General features: G+C 72.2%; 31 protein-coding genes and 2 pseudogenes. 13 read left to right on the plus strand and 20 right to left on the minus strand.

Annotated features, from left to right (window positions below; translation table 11 throughout):
• Positions 1-180: 180 nt before the first annotated feature.
• The 5 genes and pseudogenes from OTB16_RS39755 to OTB16_RS35245 form a co-directional block, all read right to left on the minus strand.
• Positions 181-453, minus strand: a pseudogene (locus OTB16_RS39755) (aldehyde dehydrogenase family protein); the annotation flags it as partial.
• A 336-nt stretch (positions 454-789) separates the two neighbouring features.
• On the minus strand, positions 790-1,581 hold the full coding sequence (locus OTB16_RS35230; protein WP_267726493.1) for an ABC transporter permease: 792 nt from the start codon (positions 1,579-1,581) through the stop codon (positions 790-792).
• Positions 1,578-2,555 carry an ATP-binding cassette domain-containing protein gene (locus OTB16_RS35235; protein ID WP_267726495.1) on the minus strand — a complete coding sequence of 326 codons (978 nt, stop codon included), beginning with the start codon at positions 2,553-2,555 and terminating at the stop codon, positions 1,578-1,580. The genes OTB16_RS35230 and OTB16_RS35235 overlap by 4 nt, the downstream gene beginning before the upstream one ends.
• A 100-nt stretch (positions 2,556-2,655) precedes the next feature.
• Positions 2,656-3,501 carry a DUF4097 family beta strand repeat-containing protein gene (locus OTB16_RS35240; protein ID WP_267726497.1) on the minus strand — a complete coding sequence of 282 codons (846 nt, stop codon included), beginning with the start codon at positions 3,499-3,501 and terminating at the stop codon, positions 2,656-2,658.
• Between the two features lie 158 nt (positions 3,502-3,659).
• Positions 3,660-4,181: a toxin-antitoxin system HicB family antitoxin gene (locus OTB16_RS35245; protein ID WP_267726499.1), complete on the minus strand. Its 522-nt coding sequence runs from the start codon at positions 4,179-4,181 to the stop codon at positions 3,660-3,662.
• 213 nt (positions 4,182-4,394) lie between these two features.
• Here OTB16_RS35245 and OTB16_RS35250 point away from each other — a divergent pair, with 213 nt between their 5' ends.
• Entirely contained in the window at positions 4,395-4,739 is a 345-nt protein-coding gene (locus OTB16_RS35250) for a hypothetical protein (protein ID WP_267726501.1), read from the plus strand.
• A gap of 96 nt (positions 4,740-4,835) precedes the next feature.
• Here OTB16_RS35250 and OTB16_RS35255 read toward each other — a convergent pair.
• Positions 4,836-5,251, minus strand: a pseudogene (locus tag OTB16_RS35255) (helix-turn-helix domain-containing protein).
• Between the two features lie 175 nt (positions 5,252-5,426).
• Here OTB16_RS35255 and OTB16_RS35260 point away from each other — a divergent pair.
• Positions 5,427-5,630, plus strand: coding sequence for a hypothetical protein (locus OTB16_RS35260; protein WP_267726503.1), 204 nt, complete (start codon positions 5,427-5,429; stop codon positions 5,628-5,630).
• A 288-nt stretch (positions 5,631-5,918) separates the two neighbouring features.
• Positions 5,919-6,101 (plus strand): hypothetical protein, encoded by a 183-nt coding sequence (locus OTB16_RS35265; RefSeq protein ID WP_267726505.1) that lies wholly within the window; start codon positions 5,919-5,921, stop codon positions 6,099-6,101.
• 106 nt (positions 6,102-6,207) lie between these two features.
• Here the strand turns inward: OTB16_RS35265 and OTB16_RS35270 are convergent, their stop codons facing one another.
• The 4 genes from OTB16_RS35270 to OTB16_RS35285 form a co-directional block, all read right to left on the minus strand.
• Complete coding sequence (locus OTB16_RS35270) at positions 6,208-6,582, minus strand: ArsR/SmtB family transcription factor (protein WP_267726563.1); 375 nt, start codon at positions 6,580-6,582, stop codon at positions 6,208-6,210.
• 189 nt (positions 6,583-6,771) lie between these two features.
• The gene (locus OTB16_RS35275) at positions 6,772-7,146 is read right to left on the minus strand and encodes a hypothetical protein (protein WP_267726507.1); all 375 of its coding nucleotides are present in this window, start codon (positions 7,144-7,146) and stop codon (positions 6,772-6,774) included.
• 254 nt (positions 7,147-7,400) lie between these two features.
• Positions 7,401-7,943 carry a GNAT family N-acetyltransferase gene (locus OTB16_RS35280; RefSeq protein WP_267726509.1) on the minus strand — a complete coding sequence of 181 codons (543 nt, stop codon included), beginning with the start codon at positions 7,941-7,943 and terminating at the stop codon, positions 7,401-7,403.
• Between the two features lie 122 nt (positions 7,944-8,065).
• Entirely contained in the window at positions 8,066-8,245 is a 180-nt protein-coding gene (locus OTB16_RS35285; RefSeq protein WP_267726511.1) for a hypothetical protein, read from the minus strand.
• 8 nt (positions 8,246-8,253) lie between these two features.
• On the opposite strand from OTB16_RS35285, the gene OTB16_RS39760 reads away from it, so the two are divergent.
• From OTB16_RS39760 to OTB16_RS35295, 3 genes are all read left to right on the plus strand, one after another.
• Positions 8,254-8,391: a MerR family transcriptional regulator gene (locus OTB16_RS39760; protein WP_420717867.1), complete on the plus strand. Its 138-nt coding sequence runs from the start codon at positions 8,254-8,256 to the stop codon at positions 8,389-8,391.
• 60 nt (positions 8,392-8,451) lie between these two features.
• A complete protein-coding gene (locus OTB16_RS35290) occupies positions 8,452-8,592 on the plus strand; it encodes a MerR family transcriptional regulator (RefSeq protein WP_267726513.1) in 141 nt (46 codons plus the stop codon).
• 427 nt (positions 8,593-9,019) lie between these two features.
• The gene (locus OTB16_RS35295; RefSeq protein WP_267726516.1) at positions 9,020-11,059 is read left to right on the plus strand and encodes an ABC transporter ATP-binding protein; all 2,040 of its coding nucleotides are present in this window, start codon (positions 9,020-9,022) and stop codon (positions 11,057-11,059) included.
• A 117-nt stretch (positions 11,060-11,176) separates the two neighbouring features.
• On the opposite strand, the gene OTB16_RS35300 is transcribed toward OTB16_RS35295, so the two are convergent.
• Both OTB16_RS35300 and OTB16_RS35305 read right to left on the minus strand, forming a co-directional pair.
• Positions 11,177-11,746 (minus strand): mycothiol transferase, encoded by a 570-nt coding sequence (locus OTB16_RS35300; RefSeq protein ID WP_267726518.1) that lies wholly within the window; start codon positions 11,744-11,746, stop codon positions 11,177-11,179.
• 110 nt (positions 11,747-11,856) lie between these two features.
• A complete protein-coding gene (locus tag OTB16_RS35305; RefSeq protein WP_267726520.1) occupies positions 11,857-12,405 on the minus strand; it encodes a hypothetical protein in 549 nt (182 codons plus the stop codon).
• Positions 12,406-12,574: 169 nt separating this feature from the next.
• Here OTB16_RS35305 and OTB16_RS35310 point away from each other — a divergent pair, with 169 nt between their 5' ends.
• On the plus strand, positions 12,575-13,318 hold the full coding sequence (locus OTB16_RS35310) for a hypothetical protein (protein WP_267726522.1): 744 nt from the start codon (positions 12,575-12,577) through the stop codon (positions 13,316-13,318).
• Here the strand turns inward: OTB16_RS35310 and OTB16_RS35315 are convergent.
• Entirely contained in the window at positions 13,264-13,959 is a 696-nt protein-coding gene (locus OTB16_RS35315; RefSeq protein ID WP_267726524.1) for a FadR/GntR family transcriptional regulator, read from the minus strand. The two genes, OTB16_RS35310 and OTB16_RS35315, sit on opposite strands and share 55 nt — an antisense overlap.
• Before the next feature lie 182 nt (positions 13,960-14,141).
• Between OTB16_RS35315 and OTB16_RS35320 the strand changes: the two genes are divergently transcribed.
• The 4 genes from OTB16_RS35320 (at position 14,142) to OTB16_RS35335 (ending at position 17,459) form a co-directional block, all read left to right on the plus strand.
• Positions 14,142-14,531, plus strand: a complete 390-nt coding sequence (locus OTB16_RS35320; protein WP_267726525.1) for a GntR family transcriptional regulator — start codon at positions 14,142-14,144, stop codon at positions 14,529-14,531.
• Positions 14,528-15,415 carry an ATP-binding cassette domain-containing protein gene (locus tag OTB16_RS35325; RefSeq protein ID WP_267726527.1) on the plus strand — a complete coding sequence of 296 codons (888 nt, stop codon included), beginning with the start codon at positions 14,528-14,530 and terminating at the stop codon, positions 15,413-15,415. The genes OTB16_RS35320 and OTB16_RS35325 overlap by 4 nt, the downstream gene beginning before the upstream one ends.
• Complete coding sequence (locus tag OTB16_RS35330) at positions 15,412-16,344, plus strand: ABC transporter permease subunit (RefSeq protein WP_267726529.1); 933 nt, start codon at positions 15,412-15,414, stop codon at positions 16,342-16,344. The genes OTB16_RS35325 and OTB16_RS35330 overlap by 4 nt, the downstream gene beginning before the upstream one ends.
• Positions 16,345-16,574: 230 nt before the next feature.
• Entirely contained in the window at positions 16,575-17,459 is an 885-nt protein-coding gene (locus tag OTB16_RS35335; protein ID WP_267726531.1) for an alpha/beta fold hydrolase, read from the plus strand.
• A 120-nt stretch (positions 17,460-17,579) separates the two neighbouring features.
• On the opposite strand, the gene OTB16_RS35340 is transcribed toward OTB16_RS35335, so the two are convergent.
• A complete protein-coding gene (locus OTB16_RS35340) occupies positions 17,580-17,921 on the minus strand; it encodes a DUF5713 family protein (protein WP_267726533.1) in 342 nt (113 codons plus the stop codon).
• A 392-nt stretch (positions 17,922-18,313) separates the two neighbouring features.
• Complete coding sequence (locus OTB16_RS35345; protein ID WP_267726535.1) at positions 18,314-18,619, minus strand: hypothetical protein; 306 nt, start codon at positions 18,617-18,619, stop codon at positions 18,314-18,316.
• A gap of 1,030 nt (positions 18,620-19,649) precedes the next feature.
• Here OTB16_RS35345 and OTB16_RS35350 point away from each other — a divergent pair.
• A complete protein-coding gene (locus OTB16_RS35350) occupies positions 19,650-20,474 on the plus strand; it encodes a CAP domain-containing protein (protein ID WP_267726537.1) in 825 nt (274 codons plus the stop codon).
• Positions 20,475-20,614: 140 nt separating this feature from the next.
• On the opposite strand, the gene OTB16_RS35355 is transcribed toward OTB16_RS35350, so the two are convergent.
• Both OTB16_RS35355 and OTB16_RS35360 read right to left on the minus strand, forming a co-directional pair.
• Positions 20,615-20,983, minus strand: a complete 369-nt coding sequence (locus OTB16_RS35355) for a hypothetical protein (RefSeq protein ID WP_267726538.1) — start codon at positions 20,981-20,983, stop codon at positions 20,615-20,617.
• Positions 20,984-21,080: 97 nt separating this feature from the next.
• Positions 21,081-21,827, minus strand: coding sequence for an SAM-dependent methyltransferase (locus OTB16_RS35360; RefSeq protein WP_267726540.1), 747 nt, complete (start codon positions 21,825-21,827; stop codon positions 21,081-21,083).
• A gap of 147 nt (positions 21,828-21,974) precedes the next feature.
• Here OTB16_RS35360 and OTB16_RS35365 point away from each other — a divergent pair, with 147 nt between their 5' ends.
• On the plus strand, positions 21,975-22,445 hold the full coding sequence (locus OTB16_RS35365) for an SRPBCC family protein (RefSeq protein ID WP_267726542.1): 471 nt from the start codon (positions 21,975-21,977) through the stop codon (positions 22,443-22,445).
• A 43-nt stretch (positions 22,446-22,488) separates the two neighbouring features.
• On the opposite strand, the gene OTB16_RS35370 is transcribed toward OTB16_RS35365, so the two are convergent.
• The 3 genes from OTB16_RS35370 to OTB16_RS35380 form a co-directional block, all read right to left on the minus strand.
• Positions 22,489-22,938 carry an RICIN domain-containing protein gene (locus OTB16_RS35370; protein WP_267726543.1) on the minus strand — a complete coding sequence of 150 codons (450 nt, stop codon included), beginning with the start codon at positions 22,936-22,938 and terminating at the stop codon, positions 22,489-22,491.
• Between the two features lie 745 nt (positions 22,939-23,683).
• Complete coding sequence (locus OTB16_RS35375) at positions 23,684-24,190, minus strand: DinB family protein (RefSeq protein ID WP_267726545.1); 507 nt, start codon at positions 24,188-24,190, stop codon at positions 23,684-23,686.
• 86 nt (positions 24,191-24,276) lie between these two features.
• Positions 24,277-25,227 carry an aldo/keto reductase gene (locus OTB16_RS35380; protein WP_267726546.1) on the minus strand — a complete coding sequence of 317 codons (951 nt, stop codon included), beginning with the start codon at positions 25,225-25,227 and terminating at the stop codon, positions 24,277-24,279.
• Positions 25,228-25,409 lie beyond the last annotated feature (182 nt).

Consider the following 25,409-nt stretch of genomic DNA (forward strand, 5'->3'; position numbering starts at 1 on the left):
TCACCTCCGTGACGGCCCCCGACCGGAACCTCCCGCTGAAGATCTCGAAGCGCGGGACGTCGCGCTGCTTGAGCGCTTAGGTGAGGGTGTCCGTCATCGCTGCCGGCCCGCAGAGGTAGAAGCGGGCCCGGGCCTCGATGAGGGCGGGGTCGATGTGGTCGGCCGTGACGCGTACGGCGCTGTCGGGAAGTACCTCGGAACGAGCCGGGTGATCACTGCCGAGGTGGCCGGTGCGAGCGCGCTCGGTTTCAGGACGGCCGCGTTGCCTGCGGCCAGTGCTCCGGCCAACGGGTTGAGCAGGAGTTGTACGGGATGGCTCCCCGGGGGCGATGACCAGCACCACGCCGAGCGGCTCGGCCACCGTGCGGCCGGCACCGGACCGCGTCCGGGCCGGGTCCGTCGCCGTAGGTGGCGCAGGGTGTGGTTGATCTCCGCCAGCGTCACGTTGATCTCGGCCACCGGAGGCTGACCCTGACCCTCGACGGTCTGCGTACCGCCCGGACCTCGCTGCCAGGACCACAGCCGGACTGGGCGGAGTACCACCGGAGCTGGGACACACACGGCCAGCCGTCCTGGCGGCGATTCCGCGTGAGCCCGGCCTGTTCGGCGGCGCGCTGTCGCCGCCTCCATCCGCTCCCTCCCGGGAGGGGCGCCGAGCGAGGGGCGAGGTGGCCGGCGGTCGCGGCCCGCTTGCCGAAAGAGCGGCGTGCGCCGACGCGGTGTCGGTGTACGCCGCCCTCGGGCGGGGCGGGGGTGCCGCGGGAGGCGGTCCGCCCGTTCGTCCCGGCCCTACTTGGGGTCGCGGTTGAAGACGGACCTCGACCAGAAGTACCCGAGCGCGGAGAGGGCTAGGCACCAGGCGACCGCGAGCCACCCGTTGTGGCCGATCTCGCTGCCGAGGAGCAGGCCGCGCAGGGTTTCGATGGCGGGGGTGAAGGGCTGGTACTGGGCGATCGGCTGGAACCACCCCGGCATCGCGTCGATCGGGACGAAGGCGCTCGAGATGAGCGGCAGGACGATCAGCGGCAGCGCGTTGTTGCTGGCCGCCTCGGCGTTCGGGCTGACCATGCCCATCCCGACCGCGATCCAGGTGAGTGCCATGGCGACGAGTGCGAGCAGCCCGAACGCCGCCAGCCACTCCAGGGCCGTGGCGTCCGTGGACCGGAATCCGATGGCCACGGCGACGAGGCCGACGAGGACCACGCTCATGATCGACTGGAGCACACTGCCGATGACGTGCCCGATGAGCACGGACCCGCGGTGGATCGCCATCGTGCGGAAGCGGGCGATGATGCCCTCGGTCATGTCGTTGGAGACGGACACCGCGGTCCCGACGACAGTGCCGCCGATGGTCATCAGCACGATGCCCGGGACGACGTACGCGATGTACCGGGAGCGGTCGGCGCCGCCGTCGCCGATGCCCGCGCTCATCACGTCGCCGAAGACGTAGACGAAGAGCAGCAGCAGGACGATCGGGGTGAGCAGGAGGTTCAGGGTGAGGGAGGGGTAGCGCCGCGCGTGCAGGAGGTTGCGGCGCAGCATCGTGGACGAGTCGCGGACGGCGAGGGACAGGGAGCTCATCGGAGGTCCTCCTTGCGCTGGTCGGTGGCGGCGGTGAGGGCGAAGAACACGTCGTCGAGGTCGGGGGTGTGGACGGTCAGTTCGTCGGCCTCGACGCCGGCGGTGTCGAGACGGTCAAGAACGGCGCGCAGCGCGCGCTGGCTGCCGTCGCTGGGGATCTGGAGCGCCAGGGCCTCGTCGTCCCGGACGGCGTCGTGGAGGGCGAGGGCGGCGGACCGGTAGGCGACGGGGTCGGCGAAGCGCAGCCGTACGTGTCCGCCGGGGACGAGCCGCTTCAGCTCTTCGGCGGTGCCCTCGGCGGCGATCCTGCCGTCGTGGAGCACGGCGATGCGGTCGGCGAGCTCGTCCGCCTCCTCCAGGTACTGGGTGGTGAGGAAGACGGTGACTCCGCTGGTGACCAGCTCGCGGATGATCTGCCACATGGTGTGGCGGGAGCGCGGGTCGAGGCCGGTGGTCGGCTCGTCGAGGAAGATGATCCGCGGGTCGCCGACCAGGGTCATGGCGATGTCCAGGCGGCGCTTCATACCGCCGGAGTAGGTGGAGGCCGGCTTCTTCGCCGCCTCGACCAGGTCGAACCGCTCCAGCAACTCGGCAGCGGTACGCCGCCCCTCGTCCTTCGACAGGTGGTGCAGGTCCGCCATCAGCAGCATGTTCTCCTCGCCGGTGATCAGACCGTCGACGGCGGAGAACTGACCGGTGACACCGATCGCGGCCCGCACCCCGTCCGGTGACGCGGCGATGTCGTGGCCGGCGACCCGGGCCTGTCCCCCGTCTGCGGAGACGAGCGTGGAGAGGATCTTGACGACCGTGGTCTTGCCGGCGCCGTTCGGCCCGAGCAGCGCGAACACGGACCCGGCCGGGATGTGCAGGTCGATGCCGTCGAGCACGGTCTTGTCGCCGTACGACTTGCGCAGCCCGACGGCGGAGACGGCGGCGGGCGACTGCGGATCGCCCGCATTCCTGGGAGTGGGCATGGGCATGGGCATGACAGATGAAGGCACGGAGCCCTCCGTTCGTAAGGAGAAGGGACTGTGAGGGATGGGCGAGGGACGGGCGAGTGCGCGGGCCGGGTGCTCAGACCCGGGCGCGGCGGACGTCGATGTTGCCGTAGCGGGTCCGGGCCCGGACCTCGACGGTGTCTTCCGACTTCTCGGGGCTGTCGGAGGCGGTGAGCGTGTTGCGGACCTGCCCCTGGCCGGAGCTGACGTCGAGCCAGGCGGCGGTTCCTTCGCGGATGCCGACCTCGATGGCGCCGTAGGAGGTCTCCAACTGGACGGTGCCGCGGGCGACTTCGGCGACGCGCAGGGTGCCGTGGGCGGTGGTGGCGGTGACCGAGCCCTCGGCGCGCGTGATGTCGATGTCGCCGTTGGCGCCGTTCACCCGCAGGTCGCCGGTCGCGGCGCCGACGGTGGTGGTGCCGTGCGCGTTCTTCAGGACGGCGGAGCCGTCGACGGTGCCGATGCGGAGGCTGCCCGAGCTGGTGCTGATCTCGGCGGGGCCCTCGATCCGGTCGACGGTGATCGAGCCGTGGGAGGCGGTGAGCCGGAGCGGACCGGTCGTATCGAGGCGGACGTCACCGGACGAGGTCTTCACCCGGACCTCGCCGAGCCGCCCCTCGCCGAGCACCTGGGCCCAGGCGCCGGTCATGTCGAGGCGTGAGCCCGTGGGAAGTTCGACCGTCACGTCGACGGTGCCGGTGCGCCCGAAGAGGTAGCGCGGCTTGGGCGTCCGCACGGTCAGGACACCGCTCGCGTACGTGACTTCGGTCTGGTCGGCCGACCGTACGTCCTGCTCCTTCTCCGGGTCACGGGGCCGCACCTCGACGACCGTGTCGGGGCGGTCGCTCGCGGTGAACCGGATGGAACCGGCGTCCACGTGGGCGGTGGCCGAAATCGGTTCGGGAGTGTCGAAAGAAGGCATGGCTGTTCCGTCCTCGTGAGTCCTTGGGGCGTCCCCGCTGGTGGGACGTGGTGTGGGTGAGGCGAATGGGGCGGGATGTCAGCTGGGGGGCGTCATCAAAGTCGTTCCGTTCGCCCGGAGGCCGGGCCGCGGCAGGAGCGAGTGCGACGACACACCCCCTAGCGCACCCAGCCCGTGAAGCTCTGTCCGATGGTGCGGGTCCGCTCCGGCGTGCGCGGTGCGCCCGCGCCGTCGACCGCGGCCGACACGGCCCGGACCAGCCACGCGTTGACCGACAGGCCCTCACGGCTCGCGGCCTCCTCGGCGCGCGCTTTGAGGTGCGCCGGCAGGCGCAGGTTGACGCGGGCGGTGCCTCCCTCATCGCCGTCCGCGGGCGGCTGCGCCTGCGCCAGGGGCGGTTCGACGGACGCGGCAGGCTCCGCGAGGCCACCGCCGACGGGTGGCAGCGTCACGACGAAGTCGGGGTCGAGCCCGCGCAACCGCACGTCGACCGAGCCGGGGGCGAGTTCACGGGTGATCTCGTTCATCGCGTCGGAGAGCACGTTGAGCATGGTCAGGCGGGCCGCCGACTCCAGGGGTGCGGTGAGCCGCTCGGCCAGTTCTCGGGCGTCTTCCCCGCCGGCCTCGGCGGCCACCGCGAGTTCACGGCGGAGGGTGTCGACATACGGGGTCAGGTCCATGGCGCCATCATGGCACCACAATGGCACCTCCGGCAAGCCTCCCGACGCGTCCTGTAGAGCAGATTCCGGAGATAGCCCTCTGACCTGCGGCAACGTGTGAACACGACCTTGGCTCACCTTGGCGTCACGCGCACCCACGCTCCCCTTCACGCACGAATGGCCCCCAAGTGGCACCACGTGGTGCCAGGTGGGGCACCACGAAGAGTCGCCTCAGTGCGAGCCGGAGCGGCGGCCACGGCGGCGACCGGGGTGCCCGTCGCGCTGGCGGGGGCGGCGGCCTTGACCCTGGCGCCATCGCTGTGGCCGCTGCCGCACCCGCAGAGCGTGCTGTACTTCGCCGTACCGACGGCCGCCGGGCTGCTGCTGGTCGGCCGGCGGGCGTTCGCCCGGCTGCGTACGGCTCCCGCCGTCCTCCTGGCGAGCCTGCCCTTCGCCATGGTCGGCATGTTCGCCGGGGCGGTGGAGACGGTGGTCCTGCCGCTCGCGGTCGGTCTGCCGATGGCGGCGGCGGTGAGCATCCGCCGCCGACGTGGAGCAGCGGCCTCACCCTCGGCGTGAGTCCCGGCACCCCCCCACCCCGCACCTTCAAGGCCGCGGCCGGGGTACGGGCGCGCACGCCGTCCGCGGTCTTCGGGCGGAGGCGCGCGGGCGGCACTACCGCTCCGCGGCGGTCTCCCGGCGGCGGGTGGCGTGGAGGCTGCCGAGCAGGGCGAGACCCTGAGCGCCGGGACTCCCCGGTTCGGCCTGGTAGACCACGAGCTGCCGGCCGGGTGCACCTCGTACGTCGAAGGACCGGAACGTGAGCGAGAGGCGCCCGGCGTCGGGGTGGACGATCTCCTTGGCATCCGCAGCGCGGTACTGATCGCGTCGAGGATCTGGGGTGAGGGCCACCGCACGCGCCCCTGTTCCAGGCGTGCGTATTAGTCGCTGTTCATCCCGGCCAGCACGGCGACCTCCTCCCGGCGCAGCCCCGCCACCCGGCGGACACCACAGGAGGCCAGCCCCACGTCGTCGGGCAGCAGTCGGGCGCGGTGGGAGCGGAGGAAGTCCCCGAGGTCGTTGCCGTTCACGCCCCGCGGCTGCCGCCCCCCGGAGGCCGTGCCCGGGAGCGCCACACCCCGGCACGAGCGGACCGGCGTACCTGGGGGTACGGGTGCGGGCCGGGGCGCCGGCATCCGCGTCGGCCCGCACGGGACGTCCGCCCGGCCGGGTAACGCGCGCCGGGCGCCAAACGTTGTTCTCCTTATGGACGAGACCCTGGACCTACTGGACGTACTCCTCGACAGCGTGACGGAGCCTCGTCTGAAGCTGATCAGCGCGGACGAGGCACGGGCCCTGATGGTGCTCCTCGGAATGCTGGACGACGACCGTCAGCCCGAGGAGATCCGCCGGGCGGCGGGTGACCTGAGGTTCCGTCTCGCCTCCCGTCTCGCCGCCCGTCTCGACTGACGCCGCCCGACCGCACCCCACGAGAGCCGCCTGAGCGACGATCCCGCCCGGGGTACCGTCGCAGACTCGGCGCGGACCGGCCGTGACACGAGGCGCGTCCGGTCGTTGAACGGGGTGGTCAGCGAAGTGGACCACCGGGCCCCGGGACGATCGTCCCGGGGCCTCGTCCTGTTCGCCGCGCGTTCCGTGGTGTGCCCGGGCCGTTCGGCCACGGCCTGAGTACGACGCGCAGGACGGCTGAGTACGGTGACCGAGGCGACGCGGGTCGGCGGCCGGTTCACTGGGCCCATGAACGAGACGAACCGCGTCCGGACGCCGGGCTCTCCCGCTCGGCGCACGAGGCCGTGCCGGTGGTGCGGGCGCCCCGTACCGCAGCGCTTCCCCGTGGTCCGCAAGCTCCACTGCGACACCGGCCACTGGCTCCGCGACGTGCGTGCCAACTTCTGGCGCAGGCTGTGGAACAACCTCTGAGCCGGCCGTCCCGGATCCGCCTGCGTCGGCGCCGTGTTGCTTCCACCGGCGCCGCGTCGCCTGCGCCGTGTCGCCTCCGCCGCGTGGGCGGCGCGCCGTCTTGGCGTCAGGGCCGTCCGGTGTCCGCGGCCGTTTCCGCACGGCTGGGTTCGGGCCCCACCTGCCGTAGTTCCGCAAGGAGTTCGCTCTGGCCGACGAGCAGTTCGGTGAGGATGCGCCGAGCCGCGCGGAGGAGTTCGGCGACGTCACCTCCCGCCAGGGCGTAGCTGACGGTCGACCCGTCGCGGATGGAGACGACGATGCCGGAGCGGCGCAGGACTCCCAGTTGCTGGGAGAGGTTGGACGGCTCTATGTCGATCTCGGCGAGGAGTTCGCGTACGGGCATCGGTCCGCTCTGCAGGAGCTCCAGGACGCGGATGCGGACGGGGTGCCCGAGCATCCGGAAGAACTCGGCCTTCGCCTGGTACAGGGGGACCTGCATTCCCACGCATGCTCCTGCTGTTGAGGGGTCGAAGGGGAGGAGCGACGGGACGGCCGGGCGGCGGCGCGGCCGTCGTCGTCCAGCCTTCCGCCCGACGGACCCACGCGCGCCGCGTATGAGCAGATTCGGATGTGCCGAGTTGAAGACTTCTTCAACTGGTGGGCATGCGTGGGCCCGGGAACACGGCGGTCAGACCTCCAGGTTCGCTTCGATGCGCTTGAGCTGGTGACGCGCCATGGCCAGGTTGGAGTTGGCCTTGTCGAGGACCACGTACAGGAACAGCCCGTTGCTGCCGCGCCCCTTCATCAGCCGGATCAGGTGGTACTGGGTGCCGAGGGTGATGAGCAGATCCTCGATCTCGTCCTGCATGCCCAGCATTTCCATGGTCCGGACCTTCGCCCGGATCACATCGGTGTTCCCGGCGGCGGCGACCGACAGGTCGAGCTCCTTCCCGCCGCCGAGCGTCCCGAGTGCCATGCCGCTGCTGTAGTCCACCAGCGCGACCCCCAGCGCGCCCTCGATCGAGGTCATCGTTTCCTTCAGGGAAACTTCCACATTCGCCATCGACGCCCACTCCCTCGCTTTTCCGTCGACGCCCGGCGCCCGCGTCGTCTGCCCGCCCCGGCACCGGACCGTTTGCGCCCACCACGCTAGTGATCGCGTGTGCCACCGGGAGGAAAACGGAGCCTTTGGCGAGATTTCCCCCTGTCCCTGCGGGGCCTCCCGGCCGCGCGCCGCCGGTCCCGCCTACGGCGACGCCGGGACCGTGGGCGGGGACACCGTCCCCGGGCGTCCGAAAAGGAGCGGTGCCGCTTCGATCAGGGGCGGTTGAGCCCCCACGTCTGGAGGGCGTAGGGCCGCCCCTTCTCCTCACCGGTGATCAGCGGTACGTCGAGCAGTCCGAAGCCCGCCTTGGTGGCCACGGCGACGCTGGCGGCGTTCTCCGCTTCCAGCTCCAGGATCACCCGCTCCGCGTCCAGCCGCCCGAAGGCGTACGCGGCCATGACCCGCACCGCCCGCACCGCCAGCCCCTGGCCTCGGTGCGCCGGACCGACCGCGTAGCCGAGCTCAGTACCCTCGGGGGCGCGCCGCAGCATGACCTCGCCGAGCGGCGCGCCGCCGTCGGCGGTGATGGCGAGCAGGACGGCCGTACCCTCCTCCCGCAGCCGGCGGGCCCGCTCCAGCCGCGCGACGGCGGCCGCTCCGTCGAAGGGCGAGACGATCGGGGTCCAGTGCGCGATGTCGGGGTGGTCGAACAGCTCCGGCATCGCGGCCAGGTCCGATTCCGTCCAGTCCCGCAGGACGAGGCCCTCCCCCGAGAGCTCGATCCGCTCGGGAAATGACGGCGTGGTGCTACTCATGGCGGGGCCTCCCTGGCCTGGTCAGGACGAGGCAGGATATCCGGGCGGCCCGGCCGGCGGGTCGGGCAGCTAGCCCTCGACGCGCACCGCACCCGGGTGGGAGACGTACGGGCGGCAGCCCTTCACTCCCCCGCCTTGACGCCCCCCGCCTTGACGCACAGGGCGGTCTCGCCGAGGGGGTGGGTGCGCCACAGGGCGAGATCGGTCAGGTGACGCGTCACCTCGGCGGACGGGCCGAGGATCAGATGGCCGGCGAGCAGCGTCCCGCCCGGCCGGAGGTGGGCCGGATCACGGGGTCGCACCGTGGGCCCTGCGCTACTACGAGCGCCTCGGTCTCCTCGTCCCGGCGGGCAGGCACGGGCTGCGCCGTACGTACCGGCCGGAGGCGGTGGACCGGGTCGCGTCTGATCGTCAACGCGCGCGACCGGTTTCTCCCTCGCCGAGCTGAAGGAGCTACTCGACGCGCCGCCTGCCGAGGTACACACGCCACAGGCGCCTGGCGGGCAAGGTGGCCGAGATCGACGAACGGATCGAGGCGATGCGGCAGGCGCGGGCCCGCCTCGGGCACGCGCTGACCTGCCGCCACGCGTCCTTTCTGGACTGCCCCGCGTTCCGTTCCGGCCTGCGCGATCTGCTCCCGGAGTCCTGAGCCGTCCTTCTCCGGGCAAGCTCGGTTCCCGCCCCCGTCGGCGCAAGTGGTTTCCGCGACGGGGCGTCCTCACCCACCGCTTCCGGCCAACCTCCGCACCACGCTGACCCCGATGGTGGGACCGCGTGCCCCGTCGCGCGCCTTCTGGCGCCTGGACCGCACCCCTCGACCAGGTCGTCCAGATCCGGCTGCTCCGCCTCCCGCTCTGCGCTGTACTCGCTTCCTTCCCTCCACGCGACCGAAGCCAAGTCTCCTGATCATCACGGGCGTTGCGACTCCGCGCCCCGCACCGCTCTGCCCTTCACACTCCCCTTCCGGAGGACCTCGTGCATCCCACCCCCACCCCCACCACCGCACCCACCCCCGCGCGGACCGCCGCCGGCGCCCGCGGCAGCCGCTCGTCACGACCGGATTCGGGGTGGGGGGAATGAGCCAGGACAAGGACCAAGACCAGGACCGCCCGGAACAACCCGACGCGCCGAACGTGTCGGACTCGGAGCGGCTGCTGTTCGGCGGGGAACTGGCCTACGACATCGGCTGGGAGCGCCACGAAGGCGCCTGGCTGAAGCTCGGCCTGTGGGACATGGCGAAGGGCATGCCGCGGTTGGCCGGCATGGGGGTGCGGCTCGCGCACCGCGCCGATGCCCGTTCCCTGCGCGTGGTCATCGGCGCCGAACTCGGCCGCGGGGTCTCCCAGGCCGTCGGGCTGGTCGCGGTCAACAGCGTGCTGGGCCACATCCTGTCCGGCGGCTCGACCAACGAGCGGCTGGCCCGCGCGGTGCCCGCGCTCGTGATCGTCGCGGTGACGGCGCTGATCGGCTCGCTGCTGCGGTCCGCGTCGACGGCGGCGACCGGTGCGCTGGAGCCGAAGGTCCAGCGGGTGGCGACCGAGCGGTACCTCGGGCTGGTGCACCGGGTGGAGCTGGCGGCGATCGAGGACGACGAGTTCCACCGGCTGCTGGACGCCGCCCGCTACGGCGCCGACTCCGCGCGTCGGATGATCCGGTACTGCACCAGCACCCTGAACTCGGCGATCTCCCTGATCGCCGCCGCCGGCGTCCTCACCGTGCTCCATCCGGGGCTCTTGCCACTGCTCGTGCTGATGACCCTGCCGAGCGCCTGGAGTTCGCTGACGATCTCCAAGCAGCGCTACATCTCGTTCCACACCTTCGTGCAGCACGCACGCGCCGGCCACCTGCTGGGCCAGCTCCTGACGCAGCAAGAGGCGGCCGCCGAGGTCCGCGTGCACGAGGTCGGCCCGTTCCTGCTCGGCCACTTCCGGAGCATGGCGCAGACCAGCGAGCGTGAGCAGACCCGCCTGGCCCGCAACGCCGCCCGCATCGGCCTCGGGGCCGACGCCGCCGGCGGGATCGCGACCCTCCTCACGTACGGGGCGCTCGGGCTGCTGCTGTGGAGCGGGCGGATGGACTTCGCGGTCGCGGGGACCGCTGTCCTCGCGATCCGGACAGGGGTCTCCAGCCTCGACGGACTCGTCACGCAGATCACCGACCTGCACCAGGAGTCGCTGTTCGTCGCCGACTACGAGCGCCTGTGCGTCGAGGCCGGGGCCCGGGCCATCCCCGCCACCGGCGAGGCGCTGCCGGAGCGCCTAAGGGAGGTCCGCTTCGAGAAGGTCACGTTCACCTACCCCGGCAGCACCGACAAGCCGCTGGAGCCGACCCTGCGCGAGGTGTCCCTGACCTTCCCCATGGGCAAGGTCATCGCCCTCGTCGGCGAGAACGGCTCTGGCAAGTCCACCCTGATCAAGCTCCTGGCCGGCCTGTACCTCCCGGACGAGGGCGGCGGCACGATCTGGTGGGACGGCGTCGACGCGGCCGCCGCCGACCGCGGGCAGATCTTCGCCCGGGTCGCCCTGATGAGCCAGTCGTTCTACCACTGGCCGTTCACGTTCCGCGTCAACGTCGGCATCGGCCGGCCCACCCTCCCGATCGACGACCGGGCGGTGGAAGCCGCGGCGTCCTACTCCGGCGCCGACGGCGTCCTCGCGGAGCTGCCCCGGGGGCTCGGCACGCTGCTGGCGCGCGGCTACCGGGGCGGGCACCAGATCTCGGGCGGTCAGTGGCAGAAGATCGGGATCAGCCGGGCGAAGTACAAGGAAGCCGAGATCCTCGTCGTCGACGAGCCGACGAGCGCCCTCGACGCGATTGCGGAGCAGAAGGTCTTCGACCAGATCCGGGCCCTCGCCGCGACCGGTCAGACGATCGTGCTGATCACGCACCGGCTGCACTCCGTACGCCATGCCGATGTCATCCACGTGCTGAAGGACGGGCGGGTCGCCGAGTCCGGCACCTTCGCCGAGCTGATGGACGAGGACGGCGGCACCGGCACCGGCGATTTCCGCGCCGCGTACACCGTGCAGGCCTCCGCGTTCGCCGACAGCCTCCCCGGCCAGCGCGACCGCGCCGCGGACACGCGGGCGGACACGCGGGCGGAGGGCCGTACGTGAGCCCGCTCCGGGGCCGGCCGCGCCGACGGATCCGGCTGCCCGCTCAGCTCGGCGGACCCACCCCGCCGACCCCGCCCACCCCGCACGCCGGAGCGCGGAACCACGGGGAGGCCGGGTTCACTGGCCCACCCTTCCGTCCACGCACTCGCGCAACAGGTCGGCGTGCCCGCAGTGACGGGCGTACTCCTCGATCCGGTGCACCATCAGCTCCCGGACGGCGATGCCGTCCTTCTGCAGACGCTCGCCCAGATCCGGGTGTGCGGCCAGCGCGGCATCGGTCGCGGCCTGCTCGAGCGCCAGCGCGGCGAACGCCGCGTCGACCTCGGCCTGCTCGCCGACGGCTCCGTCGAAGTCCGCGTCACGCCTGCCGTACCGCTTCGGCACCGGATCGGTGTCGCTGATCCAGTTGCGCCAGTCCCGTTCCACCTCGACGAGGTGCCGGACCAGGCCGAGCAGCGACATCGTCGACGGCGGGACCGAGCGTCGGGCGAGCTGCTCCGCGTCCAGGCCCTCGCACTTCATCCGCAGGGTCATGCGGTAGTCGGCCAGGTAGCCCTGCAGCGTGGCGAGTTCGCCCTCCGGGCCGGCTCCCTCGCTGTTGCGGGGGTCGTCGTCCGGGTTCGCCCACATGTCGGGGTAGACGGTCGCCTGGGTCCATCGTGCGGGCTGATCGCTCATGCGTGCCATGTTCGTCCGTGTGGGCCGGGCGCGCCACGGGATTAGCGCGGGTCGGATCGGCGCGTCCGGTCGGCGTGTCGATTCGGGTCGGGCTTCAGGGGCGGGCTTCAGGACGGGCTTCAGGGGCGGGAGACGAACCAGTCCTCCTGTTCGCAGGCGCGTCGCGCCGTGCGGGTGGTCCGCCGCAGGGGAGACAGCGCGTACCCGGCCATCCCGTATCCGGCGACGGCCGACAGGACGGCGAGGGCTGCCAGGGCCAGCAGCGAGGACGACACCATCGAGGCCCGGGTCTGGTGCCGCTGATGTGTCAGGCAGGCGTCCAGTACGCCGTCCACCGATCCCGCGCCGGGGCCGGAGACCGGCTGCGGGCAGGCGGTGTTCCCTACGACGACGGAGGTTCCGGACATCAGGTCGAAGACCGGCTCGCTGCCCCGGTTCACCGCTTGCACCGCGAACAGGGAGACGACGGCGAGCAGGACCGTCCCGGCCATCATGAACACGCCCCCGTACAGGCAGGTGAGACGCAGCCGGGTCACCGATCGCCGTTCCGGGGAGGGCCGCTCGCGCAGGAGCGGCCCGGCTGCCGTGGCCGCGCGGGGGCCGGCGTTCACCAGAGGGGCACTGATGGCGACACCGCGGGTGGTGGCTCTGCGGACTCGGATGGGCATCGGTACTTCCCTCTGACGGTGTGGCAACCCCCCACTCTCACCTGACCACCCGTAAGCGGCACGTCAGCTCGGAACACTTGGGGGCGTATCAGGGCGTTATTCGAGTGTTTGTCCGCGTGTCCGTGTGCGGACGCCCGGGGCGCCCGGCGACGCTGCCTACCGTGACCCGATGAACGCACGCACAGCGCCACTGTCCGCCGGATACGGGATCCGCTGCGCGCGGCCGACGGAATCCGGCGCCATCGCCGCACTCCTGGCCCGCGCCTTCACCGACGACCCGGTGACGGCGTGGATGTTCCCCGACCCGTCCGACCGGGAGCGCAGGACCTCCCGCTTCTTCACGCGGCTCCAGCGGCAGCAGCGGCCGCGGGCCGGCGGCGTCCGGGTGGCCGCCACCGCGGAGGGACAGCTGCTGGCGGCCGCGCTGTGGTCGGGGCCCGGTCGCTGGAAACCCTCGGCAGTGCGGGAGCTGGCGGCCCTGCCGCACTACGCGCGCGTCTTCGGCACGGACGGGCTGCGGCGGGCCGCCGACGTGGAGAACTCCCTGCAAGAGGCCCATCCGGAGGTGCCGCACTGGTACCTGCCGACTCTGGGAACCGCCGTCCAGGGTGAACGAGAGCCGGTAGCGGATCCGGCGGCGGGCCAGTGGCGAGATCTCCATCTCCCCTTCGGAAGCCGCGTCGTCGGCGCGTCCGGCGATCCGGACCCGGCCGGTCAGGCGTGCCGGTGTCGTGCTCCGCGGATCGAGCACGCGGCCGGCTTCGGCCCGCAGGTCGAGGCGGACGGCCCGGTCGACGTCCTCGTCGGCGAGCCGGACGGAGCCGAGCATGGATTCCGTGAAGACCGTGCCACGGCCGCTCACCGGCCGGCCCCGAGCTCGTCGAGCATGATCCGTTCGGTAGCGGCCAGGTAGGCGTCCGCCGCCGAGTGGGCCGCCCGCTCGTCGTGCGCGGCCACCGCTTCCACGACGGGCCGCAGCCGTTCGCAGGCGGCGTCCGCGTCGGAGAACGGCGCGACCAGCGCGCCGCGCAGGGGCAGGTACGCGTTGAAGAGGGTGTTGGTGAGGAGTACGTAGACGCGGTTCCCGGTGGCCCGTGCGAGTCCGCGGTGCACCTCGATGTCGGCGAGCTGGGCCCGCGCACCGCCCTCGGCCTCCCGTACCGCGGCGAGGAGCTCGCGCAGTTCGGCGACCTGGGCGACGGTCGCCTTCGCAGCGGCGCGCGAGGCGATCAGGGAGCCGATGCCGCGGCGCACTTCGAAGACCTCCCTCAACCAGTCGGGGCTGTGCCGGATGAGGGCGGGCAGCAGGTCGGCGCCGCCGAGGCGCGCGTAGTCGCGCACCCGGGTGCCGACGCCGTGCCTGGTCTCCAGCAGTCCGGCCTGGACCAGGCGCTCGAAGGCGTGTTTCAGGGTGGTGCGGGTGACCCCGTACCCCTCCGAAAGCTCGCGTTCGGGCGGCAGGTAACTCCCCTTTTTATGGCGGCCGTTGAGGATGTCCTCACGCAGCCTGCCCTCCAGTGCGTCGACGACCGTCTCGCGCGGCAGCGCTTCCACGCCAACCTCCTCAGCAATGAATCAGCGGCTCAGTGGCTCAGTGGCTCAGCCACTAGACATCGAGTGACACGGGGCGTCAAGGGCGCGGTACAGCCCACCACCCTTGCCGTCGGGCCCAGTTGACAGGGAGCGCACCGTGTACGACCCTTCCACTACTTACCTAGTGAAAGGGTGGTGTGGTCGTGCTGGAGTTCCGGATCGACCGGCGCAGCGGCATCGCCACGTACCTCCAGATCGTCCAGCAGACCAAACAGGCGCTGCGCCTGGGCCTGCTGGAGCCCGGCGACAAACTGCCGACCGCGCGCGAGGTCGTGGAGGCCACGGCCATCAACCCGAACACCGTCCTCAAGGCCTACCGCGAACTGGAGCGCGAAGGGCTCGTCGAGGCGAAGCGGGGCCTGGGCACCTTCATCAGGAGGTCCCTGGGCGGCTCGCCCGCCGATTCCCCGCTGCGCGACGAACTCGCCGACTGGGCGCTGCGCGCCCGGACCGCGGGGATGGAACGGGACGACGTCGCGGCACTCTTCACATCCGTACTGGAACAGCACTTCGAGGGGGACGGCGACGCATGACGGAAACCGTGATCGAGGCGGAGGGTCTCGGACTGCGCCACGGGCGTCGGGGCGCCTGGGCGCTGCGCGACGTCTCCCTACGGCTGCCCGAGGGCCGGGTCTGCGCCCTCGTCGGGCCCAACGGGGCGGGGAAGTCCAGTCTGCTGACGCTCGCGGCCGGACTGGCTCGCCCGACGGAGGGCGTCATCCGCGCCGCGTCGCGCGAGACGCTGGCGTACGTGGCGCAGGACAAGCCCCTCTACCCGCAGCTCACCGTGGGCGAGACCCTGCGCATGGGCCACGAGCTCAACCCGGGCCGCTGGAACGCGGAGACGGCGCGGCGGATCGTCGAGGGCGGTGCGCTCGACCCGGACGCCCGGGTCCGCTCGCTCTCCGGCGGCCAGCGCACCCGCCTCGCGCTGGCCCTGGCCCTCGGCAAACGCCCCGGTCTGCTCCTGCTGGACGAGCCCATGGCCGATCTGGACCCGCTCGCCCGGCACCAGCTCATGGGGGTGCTGATGGCCGACGCCGCCGAGAACGGCACGTCCGTGGTGATGTCCTCGCACATCCTCACCGAGCTGGAGGGCGCCTGCGACCACCTGCTCCTCCTCGACGGTGGCCGGCTCCGCGTCTTCGGCCCCGTCGAGGAGGTCGTCGCGGCGCACCGCCTGCTCACCGGCCCGGCCGCCGCCTCCGGCGGACTCGCCGCGCACACCGTCGTCGAGACCCGGATCACGGGGCGGCAGCTCATCGCGCTCGTACGGCCGCGGGGCCCCGTGGACACCCGGACCTGGCAGACGGCCGAACCGTCCCTGGAGGAACTCCTGCTCGCCCACCTGCGTTCCCCCGGCGCTCCGGTGTTCGCCCCCGTCGCCTCCCACACGGCCCAGGGAGTACGGGCATGAGCACGCTCGCCCTGAAGGGTCCCTCCTGGGTCGCGGTACGCCAGCACCGGCGCGTGCTGCGGGCGGTGGCCGGCGCCGTGACCGCCGGGCTCGTCGCCGTGGTCGTCCTGCGCCTGTGGGCCAACTCCCCGGACGCCACCGGCCGGTACGTCACCGGGCCGAACCACGGGTACGACCTGCTGCGGCTGTGCGTGCAGTACGCGGGCGCCGGCCTGCGGTTCCTGCCCCCGCTGGTCGGGGCGTTCGTGGCCGGGCCGATGCTGGCGCGCGAGATGGAGAGCGGCACCTGGCGGCTCGCCCTGACCCAGTCGACCACCCCGAGGGCCTGGCTCGGCTCGAAGGTACTGGTGGCCGCCTCGGTCACGGTGCTCGGCTCGGCCGCGCTGGTCGGGGTCTACCGCCTCGGCTGGGCCAGGGTGTCCGGCACGTACTGGCTGTACTGGCACGACCAGGGACCGTACGAGGCCTCGGGCCCGGTGCTCGTCGCGTCCTGCCTGCTCGGCGTGGCCGTCGGCGCCCTCGTGGGGCAGCTGATACGGCGCACCCTCGCCGCCATGGCCGTCACCGGGCTGGTCACGGGCCTCGTACTCCTGGCGCTCGGTTCCGTTCGGTGGTCGTTCCTCGCCGTGGAGACCGCCTCCATGCCCCTCAGCGGCAGCACCGCTCAACTGCTGCCGCCCTCCGCCTACCTGACGGACGCGGGGGTCCTCACGACCACGGGCGAGCGGCTGCCCGAGTACACCTGCTTCGCGTGGGATCCCGAGGTGGGCGCGTGCAAGGCCGTCACGAACGTCACCGCGCGGTACGCCGACTTCCATCCGCTCTCCCACTACTGGCCGACGCAGCTCCTGGAATCCGGCATCCTCCTGGCCCTGACGGCCGCCCTCCTCTGCGCGGCCTTCCGCCTCCTGCGCGCCCGGCGCGGCTGAGCCCGGAAACCGGTCCGGAGGCGGAGTCCGACCCGGGCCGCCCGGACCGGGCCGCCCGGACCCGATCCGATCCGCGAACCGATCCGATCCGATCCGATCGATGAACGATCGAACCTCTGCTCCGATCAGCGACGAGAGCGGACCGAGATGAACACGCGTCGGTCCGAGCGATGATTTCCGGCGGGACCGACAGTCTCTCCTTCTGACCGTACGCATTCCGAGGAGACACCATGACCGAGCTCGTGACCCACACGCTGGACGCCACCGGTGCCACGCTCCGCTATGACGTCCGCGGCGGCCTGCCGGACGGCGGGGCCGGCGGCCCCGCCCTGTTCCTCATCGGCTCGCCCATGGACGCCAGTGGCTTCCTCACGCTGGCTTCGTACTTCACCGACCGGACCGTCGTCACCTACGACCCCCGCGGGACCGGCCGCAGCATCCGTACGGACGGCGCCTCCGAGTCGACGCCCGAGGAGCACGCCGACGACCTGCGGCGGGTCATCGAGGCACTCGGCTCCGGCCCCGTGGACGTGTTCGCCAGCAGCGGTGGCGCCGTGAACGCGCTCGACCTGGTGGCACGGCAGCCGGACCTCGTGCGCACCCTGGTCGCGCACGAGCCGCCGACGGCGCAGGTCCTGCCGGACCGTGAGGCGGCGCTGGAGGTCTGCGCGGACATCCATACGACGTACCAGCGCGACGGCATGGGCCCAGCGATGGCGAAGTTCATCGCCGTGGCCGGCCGGCAGGGTCCGTTCCCCGCCGACTGGGCGGACGAGCCCGCCCCCGACCCCGCCCTCTTCGGACTGCCGACCGAGGACGACGGTTCGCGCGACGACCCGCTGCTGGGCCAGAACATGCGCGGCTGTACGGGATACCGGCCCGATTTCGCCGCCCTGCGCGCTGCCACGACACGTATCGTCGTGGCCGCCGGCAAAGAGTCCGAGGGCCAGTTCCCGGCTCGCGCCGCGGCCGCGATCGCCGACGGGCTGGGCACCGGACTGACCCTCTTCCCCAGCCACCACGGCGGCTTCCTCGGAGGAGAATTCGGGCAGCAGGGCGAGCCGGAGGCGTTCGCGCAGACCCTCCGTGAGGTACTGCGGCCCGCCGGCCACTGACACCCCCGTACGCAGCGCCGTCAGGCCCGCCGGAAACGGGCGGCGGCCGGCGGGGACACCACCGCACGCAGCGAGGCAAGCGGTGGCACGGGGGCAGGGCTCCCCGTGCCTCCGCGGCCGTCACCACTCGCGTCCGGCGATCAGCTCCTCCACGTCCGCGTCCCCGAACCCGTAGGCCGACGCCACGAAGCCGAAGTCCTCCGCTATCTCTTCGCGCGCGACGGTCTCGATCTCGCTTCCCGCCGCCTCGAACTCCGCCTCCAGGTCGTTGAACGCCTCCGTCGCCACCTTGGTGAGCAGGTACAGCGCGGCCAGGTCCGAGGGCCTTCCGGCCTCGATCCGCTCGCACAGACCCAGCAGGACGGCGCGCCCCTTGTCGAGGACGCGATCCGGGTAGTACGCGTCCTCGTACAGCGCGCGCAGGAACACGTGCCCGTTGACCTGCTGGTTCGTGATCGACACCGGTTTTCCCATCCCTTCGGAGAACTGACGCGCTGATCCTGCACCATGCGACTGACAACCCCGGTCCGAGGGGGAAACCATGGTGCTCATGACGACCGAGACCGCCAGGACCTACGCCTCGCACTACGCCGACGTGCACCTGCTGCTCCGCGACGGCGAGCACCTGCTCATGGGCCGCCGACGCGACCAGTCCCAAGCGACCTGCGCTTCGTTCACGTCATGCACCACGTCTCCGTCTACGGAGGCCACGAGCGCATCGCGTTCTTCTTCGAGGTGGACAGGTAGACGGGCGCCATCGGCGACCCCGAACCCGACAAGTGCGAGAGCTGGAGCTGGTACGAGGCCGGTTCCCTGCCCGAGCCGATGCCGGACTACCTGCGCGTCGCCCTGCGTCACATCGCCGCCGGCGTCCCGTACAGCGAGCACCGGTGGCCGGCCCACTGACCGAGGGACGCCGTGCTCTCCGTCGGTGGTCCCGACGGCGGTGGCCTGTCGGGCGCGACGGCGTGAAGTTCGATGCCGTGCTGGGAGCGCACCATCCTCAGCATCGGGCAGCGCTCGTCGGCCGCCGTGAGGTCGTACGGCACGGCCGGGGCCTCCGAGGGCACCTCGAAGAAGCGGGCGTCGTTGTTTCGGGCTCGGACCCGTACCTCGACCCGGTCGAGGGCGATGCCGTCCAGGGCCGCTGTGCACAGCACCGTGTGCGTCAGGCATCAGGCATCAGGCAGGTGCTGATCACCGCGCAGAGCAGCTCCGGCGAGGAGGGTCCGAGCCCGAAGCCGCCGATGTCCGGGCTGGTGCGATCGTCACGGCCGGAACACTACGTCCAGCGAAGGCGGTGGGTAGCAATGCCCCATCGCTTGAGCGGAGTTGGCCGCGTGGAGGGGATACGCCGTCCGGCTCGGCGGGCGGCGGGTGCGCATCGCCCGTAGCGGTAGCCGTAGCCGAGTATCCGCCCCGCTCCCCGCGCGGCCTCTTCGCCGAGCGGGGTGGCCTGACCGTCAGTCGCCTCCGCCACCCCCGCAGGACGATCCGCTACCGCACCGGTGACCGCCGCCACCTCCGCGCGGCCGGCCCCGTGACGAGCCACGACCTCCGCCACCTCCGCCACCTCCGCCACCGAACATCGTCGCGAGGAACACCACGATGAGCGCGATCCCCATGATCATCAGGAACTCCACGTGCCCCACCCCCCTTGCTGTCGTGCAGGGGAGATGCCCCTCCGGGTAGGCCCCCCAAGCGCGCCTTGAGGAACTCCAGAGCTTCGGCCGGACGCGGGCCACCCGACCCCGCCGTTCGGGAGGGGACCCTCGGCGGGGCGAGGTGTGCGGCGGCGTCCGGTTCGGCTCGCGGCCCGTGACATGCGTCACGGCGCACCCGTCGGTCGGGCACGCCTCACGGGACTCACCAGCAGTCGACATTTCACCCTTTGCACCTTTTTGACACTGACATGCCTCATACCGCCGGGAACGGAATCAGTGACTTCCACTTCCCTCTTTCCAACGTGACTGTTGAGAGACGGTTCTAGCGACCTGTCAGGTTCCGCCGCGGTCGCCGCCCCGCACCCATGCACGACCTTCCGGCCGTTTCAAGCCCGGCCCGGAAGGTCCCGCGCGGCCCGGCCGACGGAACTTGCCAGGCCGCTGCCGCCCTTCTGAGAATGGCGGCTCCTCCGGCGCCCTCGCGGTCCGGCGCCGGGAGCTTCGGGATCACCGAGTGAGGTCACGCATGAAGAAGCACCGTAAGACAGCGCACCACCGGAAAATGGTCATAGCCGTCGGGGCCCTGACCGTCGTGGGTGTGCCCAGCGCCGCCATGGCCTGCCTGGACACACAGGACACCGGGCCGATACGGGCCACCGCGGCCCAGCGGGACACCAACCCCTGGCAGGACAACCCCTTCGGCTCGCCCACCCCGCAGCCGCCCTCGGAAGCCCCGGCCCAGGACGGCGCCCCGGCAGACCCCGGCGCCGAGCCCGCGGCCCCGGCCGAGCCCGCTGCCCAGCCGGTCGCCGAACCGCCCGCGGCGCCCGCCGCCGAGCCCGCCCCGGCGGCGTCGCGGCCGGCCGAACCGGCACAGCCCGTGAAGCCCGTAAAGCCCGCGAAGCCCGCACAGCCCGCACAGCCCACGAAGCAGGCGACCAAGCCCGCCGCACCGAAGGACACCGGAGCGCCCTCCGGCGCCCAGGCCCAGGTGCTCGCGCTCGTCAACAAGGAGCGCGCGGCCGTCGGGTGTCCGGTGCTCACGCTCAACGCGAAGCTCACGAAGGCCGCGCAGGACCACAGCACGGACATGGCCGCGAACAGCAACATGTCCCACACCGGCTCCGACGGTTCCGACCCGGGCCGGCGCATCACCCGGGCGGGATACGAGTGGAGGACGTACGGCGAGAACGTCGCCTACGGCTACAGCACCCCCGAGAAGGTCATGGAGGGCTGGATGAACAGCCCCGGCCACAAGCGGAACATCCTCGACTGCTCCTACAAGGAGATCGGCATCGGCCTCGCGCAGCCGGGCCACTACTGGACGCAGGACTTCGGCGCCGCGCGCTGACCCGCGGCGGCCGGGCGGGCGGTGGCGCCGCCTCGCCGCCGCCCGTCGGCAACCGCCGTCCAGTACGGCCGAGCCCCGCCAGAGCCCGACCCTCTCTGGCGGGGCTTCCCGGCGCCCGCCCCTTCAGGGACCGGCTCCCCTTACACCTCGTCCTCGCCCGCGCGCCCGCCCGTGGGTCCCGCGTGCGCACGGGCCGTGTCCGCCCAGGCGTCCGTCTGCCGGGTCAGCCGTCGCGGCACCCCGCGTACAGCTGCCCAGATCGCCCTCCGGGATCCCCTCCCCATCGCCCCGTGCGCCGTCGTGGCCCGGGCGGTGACGGCCGCCAGCGTCCGCTGCCCGTCACCGGTGAGCACGAGCAGCGGTGACGTGCGGTGGTCCGGGTTGTCCCGCAGCTCCGCCAGGCCGTCGCGGACGAGGCCGGTGGCGATGCGCCGCACGCCCTGAGGAGCGACTGCGAGGCGGCGCGCGGCGCGCGCCACGGGCAGGGGCGCCTCGCTGATCACGCTCATCAGCTGCCGGCGGGCCTGACGTCTGCCCTTCCGCGCCCGCCAGCGCCTCGCCCGAGCGCCGTAGCGCTCCAGGGAGACACCATGACCACCGATGCGATCACCGGACTCCAGGCCGCGACGGGCGCAGGACGAGGCTGACGAACCCCCACGTGTCCCGGTAGACGCGCAGCCATTCGGTACGGCGGGCCGCCGCCGTCTCGCGTACTTGCGCGGCGTCCGGGTGCTCGGGGTGGTCCAGCGCCCAGGAGGCCAGCGAACCCCAGCACGCCCACTCGTAGTCGTCCAGTTCGCGGCGCGTGCTGACGTGCCCGTGCACGGGAGTCCACCCGTCGGCGACGACGCGGTCCACGGTGTTCGCCAGATCGGTGAAGTCCCCGAGCATCTCGACGGCTTCCCGTGACGGCTCGCGTTCCCAGAAGCCCTCGCCGATCATGACGCGTCCGCCCGGGGCCAGGTGCCTGCGCGCCGCCGCGAGGGTGGGCAGCAGGCCGCCGAAGGCATGCGTGGCTCCGACGCTGAGCACCAGGTCGAACGGTTGCGGGGAACGGAAGTCCGCGGCCTCCCGGTGGTGCAGTTCCAGACGGGCTCCGACACCCAGCCGGGTCGCGGCCTCGCGCGCCTGCCGGAGGTCCTCCTCGGATATGTCCACGCCCTCGGCCCGGACGCGCGGGTGCGCGGTCAGGGTCCGCAGGAGCCATTCGGCGCCGCCGCACCCGAGGTCGAGTACCCGTTCGTCGCCGCGTGGGACGCCGTGTTCCAGCAGTCGTCGTACCGAGTCGTCGTCGAGCGGGGCTTTGATCGGGTGGCCGGCATGGGCGAGTCTGGAGATCTGTTCACGGTTCACCGGCGCAGCCTGACAGCGCCCCGTGGTCGCGCGCACGTCGTTATCCGCCGCGGGGGCGACCTGACGCCGCCGATCTCACCGCCGTCACCGCCGTCACCGCCGGCCGGACGCGGCTGCGACCGCGCGACCCGACCTAGCATCGGTGCCATGAACAGGACCGACCGCGCCAGCAGGGTGATCGCGGCACCACCGGAGACCGTCTACGGCGCCCTCCTCGACCGGGAGTCGCTGGAGGCCTGGCTGCCGCCGGACGGCATGCGCGGGCGCGTCGAGCGGTGGGATCCCCGGCCGGGGGGCGGGTTCCGGATGGTGCTCACCTACCTCGACTCCGCCGACAGCCCCGGAAAGACCTCCGGGGCGACGGACGTCGTGGACGTGGGCTTCGCGGAACTGGTGGTACCGGAGCGCGTGGTGCAGCGGGCCGTGTTCGAGGCCGACGATCCGTCGTACGCGGGCACCATGACGATGACCTGGAGCCTCGCCGCCACCGGCGGCGGGACCGAGGTGACCGTCACGGCGACGGACGTGCCGCCCGGCATCGGCCAAGCGGACCACGAGGCGGGGATCGCCTCCTCGCTGGCCAACCTGGCGTCGTACGTGGAAGGGGCGGCCGGCTGACCTTGAACCGGAGCGGCGGTTCGCGTCGCTCCCCGTTCTCCTCTCAAAGAACCTTCCATCGCTGGGAGTTGCCTCCGGTACAGGGCGCCACCACGACCGCCTTGTTTCCCCCCTGTGCGAGGCACTGCCGGGTGGCTACGTTGACGATCATCGGGATTCCGCTTCCCGAGGTGTACCGCAGGGTCCACTGCTGCGCGGTCCCACGGCACTTCGACATCGTCGTCCTGCCGTTCGTCACCCCCAGACACTTGCTCGTCGCGTCCTGCGCGAGCGCGGTGTTGGGGCCCGCATCCCGGTTGTACCACCACTTCTGGTACGGGCCGTCGTTGCAGCCGGTGACGTACGGGCCCCAGTCGGCCCGGTAGTCGAGGCACAGGTTCCCGACCTGATTCTGGAACCTGCTGTGCACGACCACCGCGTTGGCGGGCGTACTGAGCACGCCCAGGGCGAGCACGGCGGCGCCGCCCAGGGCGACCAGTGATTTCGCCAGCATGATTTTCCCCTCTTGTCCCTTAAGTGAGGTGCCATCAGAAGCTAAGTGCTGTGGGGGGACTGGTGTCAACCAGGCATCGCCCGCCGGGGAGGAAAGGCGGCGACGGCGAGTGATTCACGGCCCTGGCCGGGGTCGGCGATCCGGCCGGAGGAGTGACCGTTCGGGCACATGTGCCCGTGGGGCCGGCGGCGCGCCCCGACCTACAATTACACGCCGACCGCCACCCGTTGAGCAGCGGTCGGCGACGATTCTCGGTTCGATTCGGCTCGGTTCGGTTCGGTTCGGTCCGGCGTCGAGGGAGGCCTCTCGTGGCCAGCGTGTTTCAGGAGCGCAAGCTCAAGGGGATGTTCGCCGCGTTCGACTCGGACGGTGACGGCTATCCGCGCGAGGAGGACTTCGCGGCGCTCGTCGCCCGATGGGGTCTGCTGCCGGGGGTGGGTCCGGGCACGGAACTGCGAGCGCGGATGGAGACGCTGCTGACGGGCTGGTGGGCAGCCCTCCTGGAAGCCGGGGACGCCAACGGGGACGGCGCGGTCGACATGGGTGAGCTGCTCTCCCGCGATTGCCGCCGAGCGTGCCGGACAGCTCCGCCCCGGGCCGGAGCGAGGTCAGGAACGCCCGGAGTTCCGGATTCCGGGCGGCCTCCGGGAATCCGGCCCGGCTCCCCGGGCCGTCATTGCCCGGCCGGCGCCGCGGCCACCCGGTCCTTACTCCCGTCCACCCCGTCCGTCCCGTCCGCCGCGCCTCACTCCCCGGTCGTCCCGTCGATCGCCTCGCGCAGCAGGTCCGCGTGCCCGTTGTGCCGGGCGTACTCCTCGATCATGTGGGCCAGGATGTAGTGCAGCGAGTACGTGCGGTCCTCCCAGCTCCCCACCGCGTCGAGGGATCCGGCGGCATCCACGATCGCCCGCGACCGCGCGCAGGCCTCCTCCCAGATCGCGAAGGAGGCGGCCGGGTCCGCATCGTCGACGTGGAACTCCGTCCACTCGTTGGCCTCGTTCTTCGGGAAGTGCCCCGGCACTTCCTCTCCGGCCAGGACGTTGCGGAACCAGCTCCGCTCAACCTCCGCGAGATGGCGCACCAGGCCGAGCAGTGTCAGTCCCGACGGCGCGACCGCCTTCCTGCGCAGCTGCTCGGCGCTCAGCCCCGCGCACTTCATCATCAAGGTGTCACGCTGCCCCTGCAGGACGCTGGTCAACGTGGCACGCTCGTCACCCGTCAGAACGGGCGGGGTCCGCTGTTCGTCGATCATCGGTCCATCATCACGGGTGTCGTCGCTTTCGGCGCAGCGGTTTTCCCCGCGACCGAACCTGACCGGACCGGACCGCACCGGACCGTTCAGGGGAGCGGGGTGGCCCGCGCGGTGATCCAGAGTTCGTACCACTCCTCGTGCGTGAGATCGGGCTCGCGCACGGCGGCGTCGCGGCAGGCGCGGATGCGGTCCGGGCGGGCGCTGCCGATGACGGGGGCGATGCCCGCGGGATGACGGGCCAGCCACCACAGCAGGACCGCTTCGGGGGTCGTGTCCTTCTTGCGGGCGAGGGCGGCCAGGAGGTCCGCGGTGGCGTGTTCCGCGGGAGTGCTCTGGCGGCCGGTGAAACGCCCCTGCGCCAGTGCGCCCCAGGCCTGGAGGCGGATGCCGTGGTCGCGGCAGTGTTCCAGCGTGCCGAAGGGGAAACCGTTGGCCGCGTACGCGGGGGTGTTAGCCAGGACCCCGGCCTCGACCCAGTCGCGGCTGTGCAGGCTCATCTCCAGCTGGTTTGCGACGAGCGGTACGTCGAGCCGGGCCTGGAGGGCGGTGATCTGCGGCGCGCCCATGTTGGACACCCCGAAGGCGCGGACGAGGCCCTGCCGGTGCAGGGACATCAGCGCCGCCGCGGTCTCGTCCGGGTCGGCCAGGGGGTCGGGTCGGTGCAGCAGGAGGACGTCCATCACATCGGTGCGCAGCCGGGTCAGGCTCTCCTCCACGCGCCGGACGATGCTCGGGCCGCGCAGGTCGTAGCGGCCGGGGCCCTCCTCGCCGGCCAGGCGGATCCCGCACTTGGTCTGCAGGGTGATCCGCTCGCGCAGCCCGGGCGTCCGCGCGAGCACCTCGCCGAACACCGCCTCGGCCTTCCCGTGCCGGTAGATGTCGGCGTGGTCGAAGGTGGTGATCCCGCTGTCGAGGGCCGCCTCGACGGCGGCCTCGGCCGCGTCGATGTCCGCCGGCTCGTACGGGCCGGGTTCCCAGCTCCCGCCGAGGCCCATGCAGCCGTACAGCACCCGGTCGCCCGTGATGTCCGCGTTCATGTTCGCGTCGCCGTTCGCGTCACTCTTCGCGTCGCCGTTCGCGCTTACGTTTTCGTTTACGTTCAGGTTCGCCGCCACGCGCCCACCCTAGGGGCTGTCCCGCCGTGGGCCTCGGGCCGGTGTCCGGTGGGGCCTCCGGGCCGGTCCGCTGTGGGCCGGGGGCCGCTGGGTGGGCCGTACAC

The sequence above is a fragment of the Streptomyces antarcticus genome, assembly GCF_026627255.1.
Taxonomy (GTDB): Bacteria; Actinomycetota; Actinomycetes; order Streptomycetales; family Streptomycetaceae; genus Streptomyces; species Streptomyces antarcticus.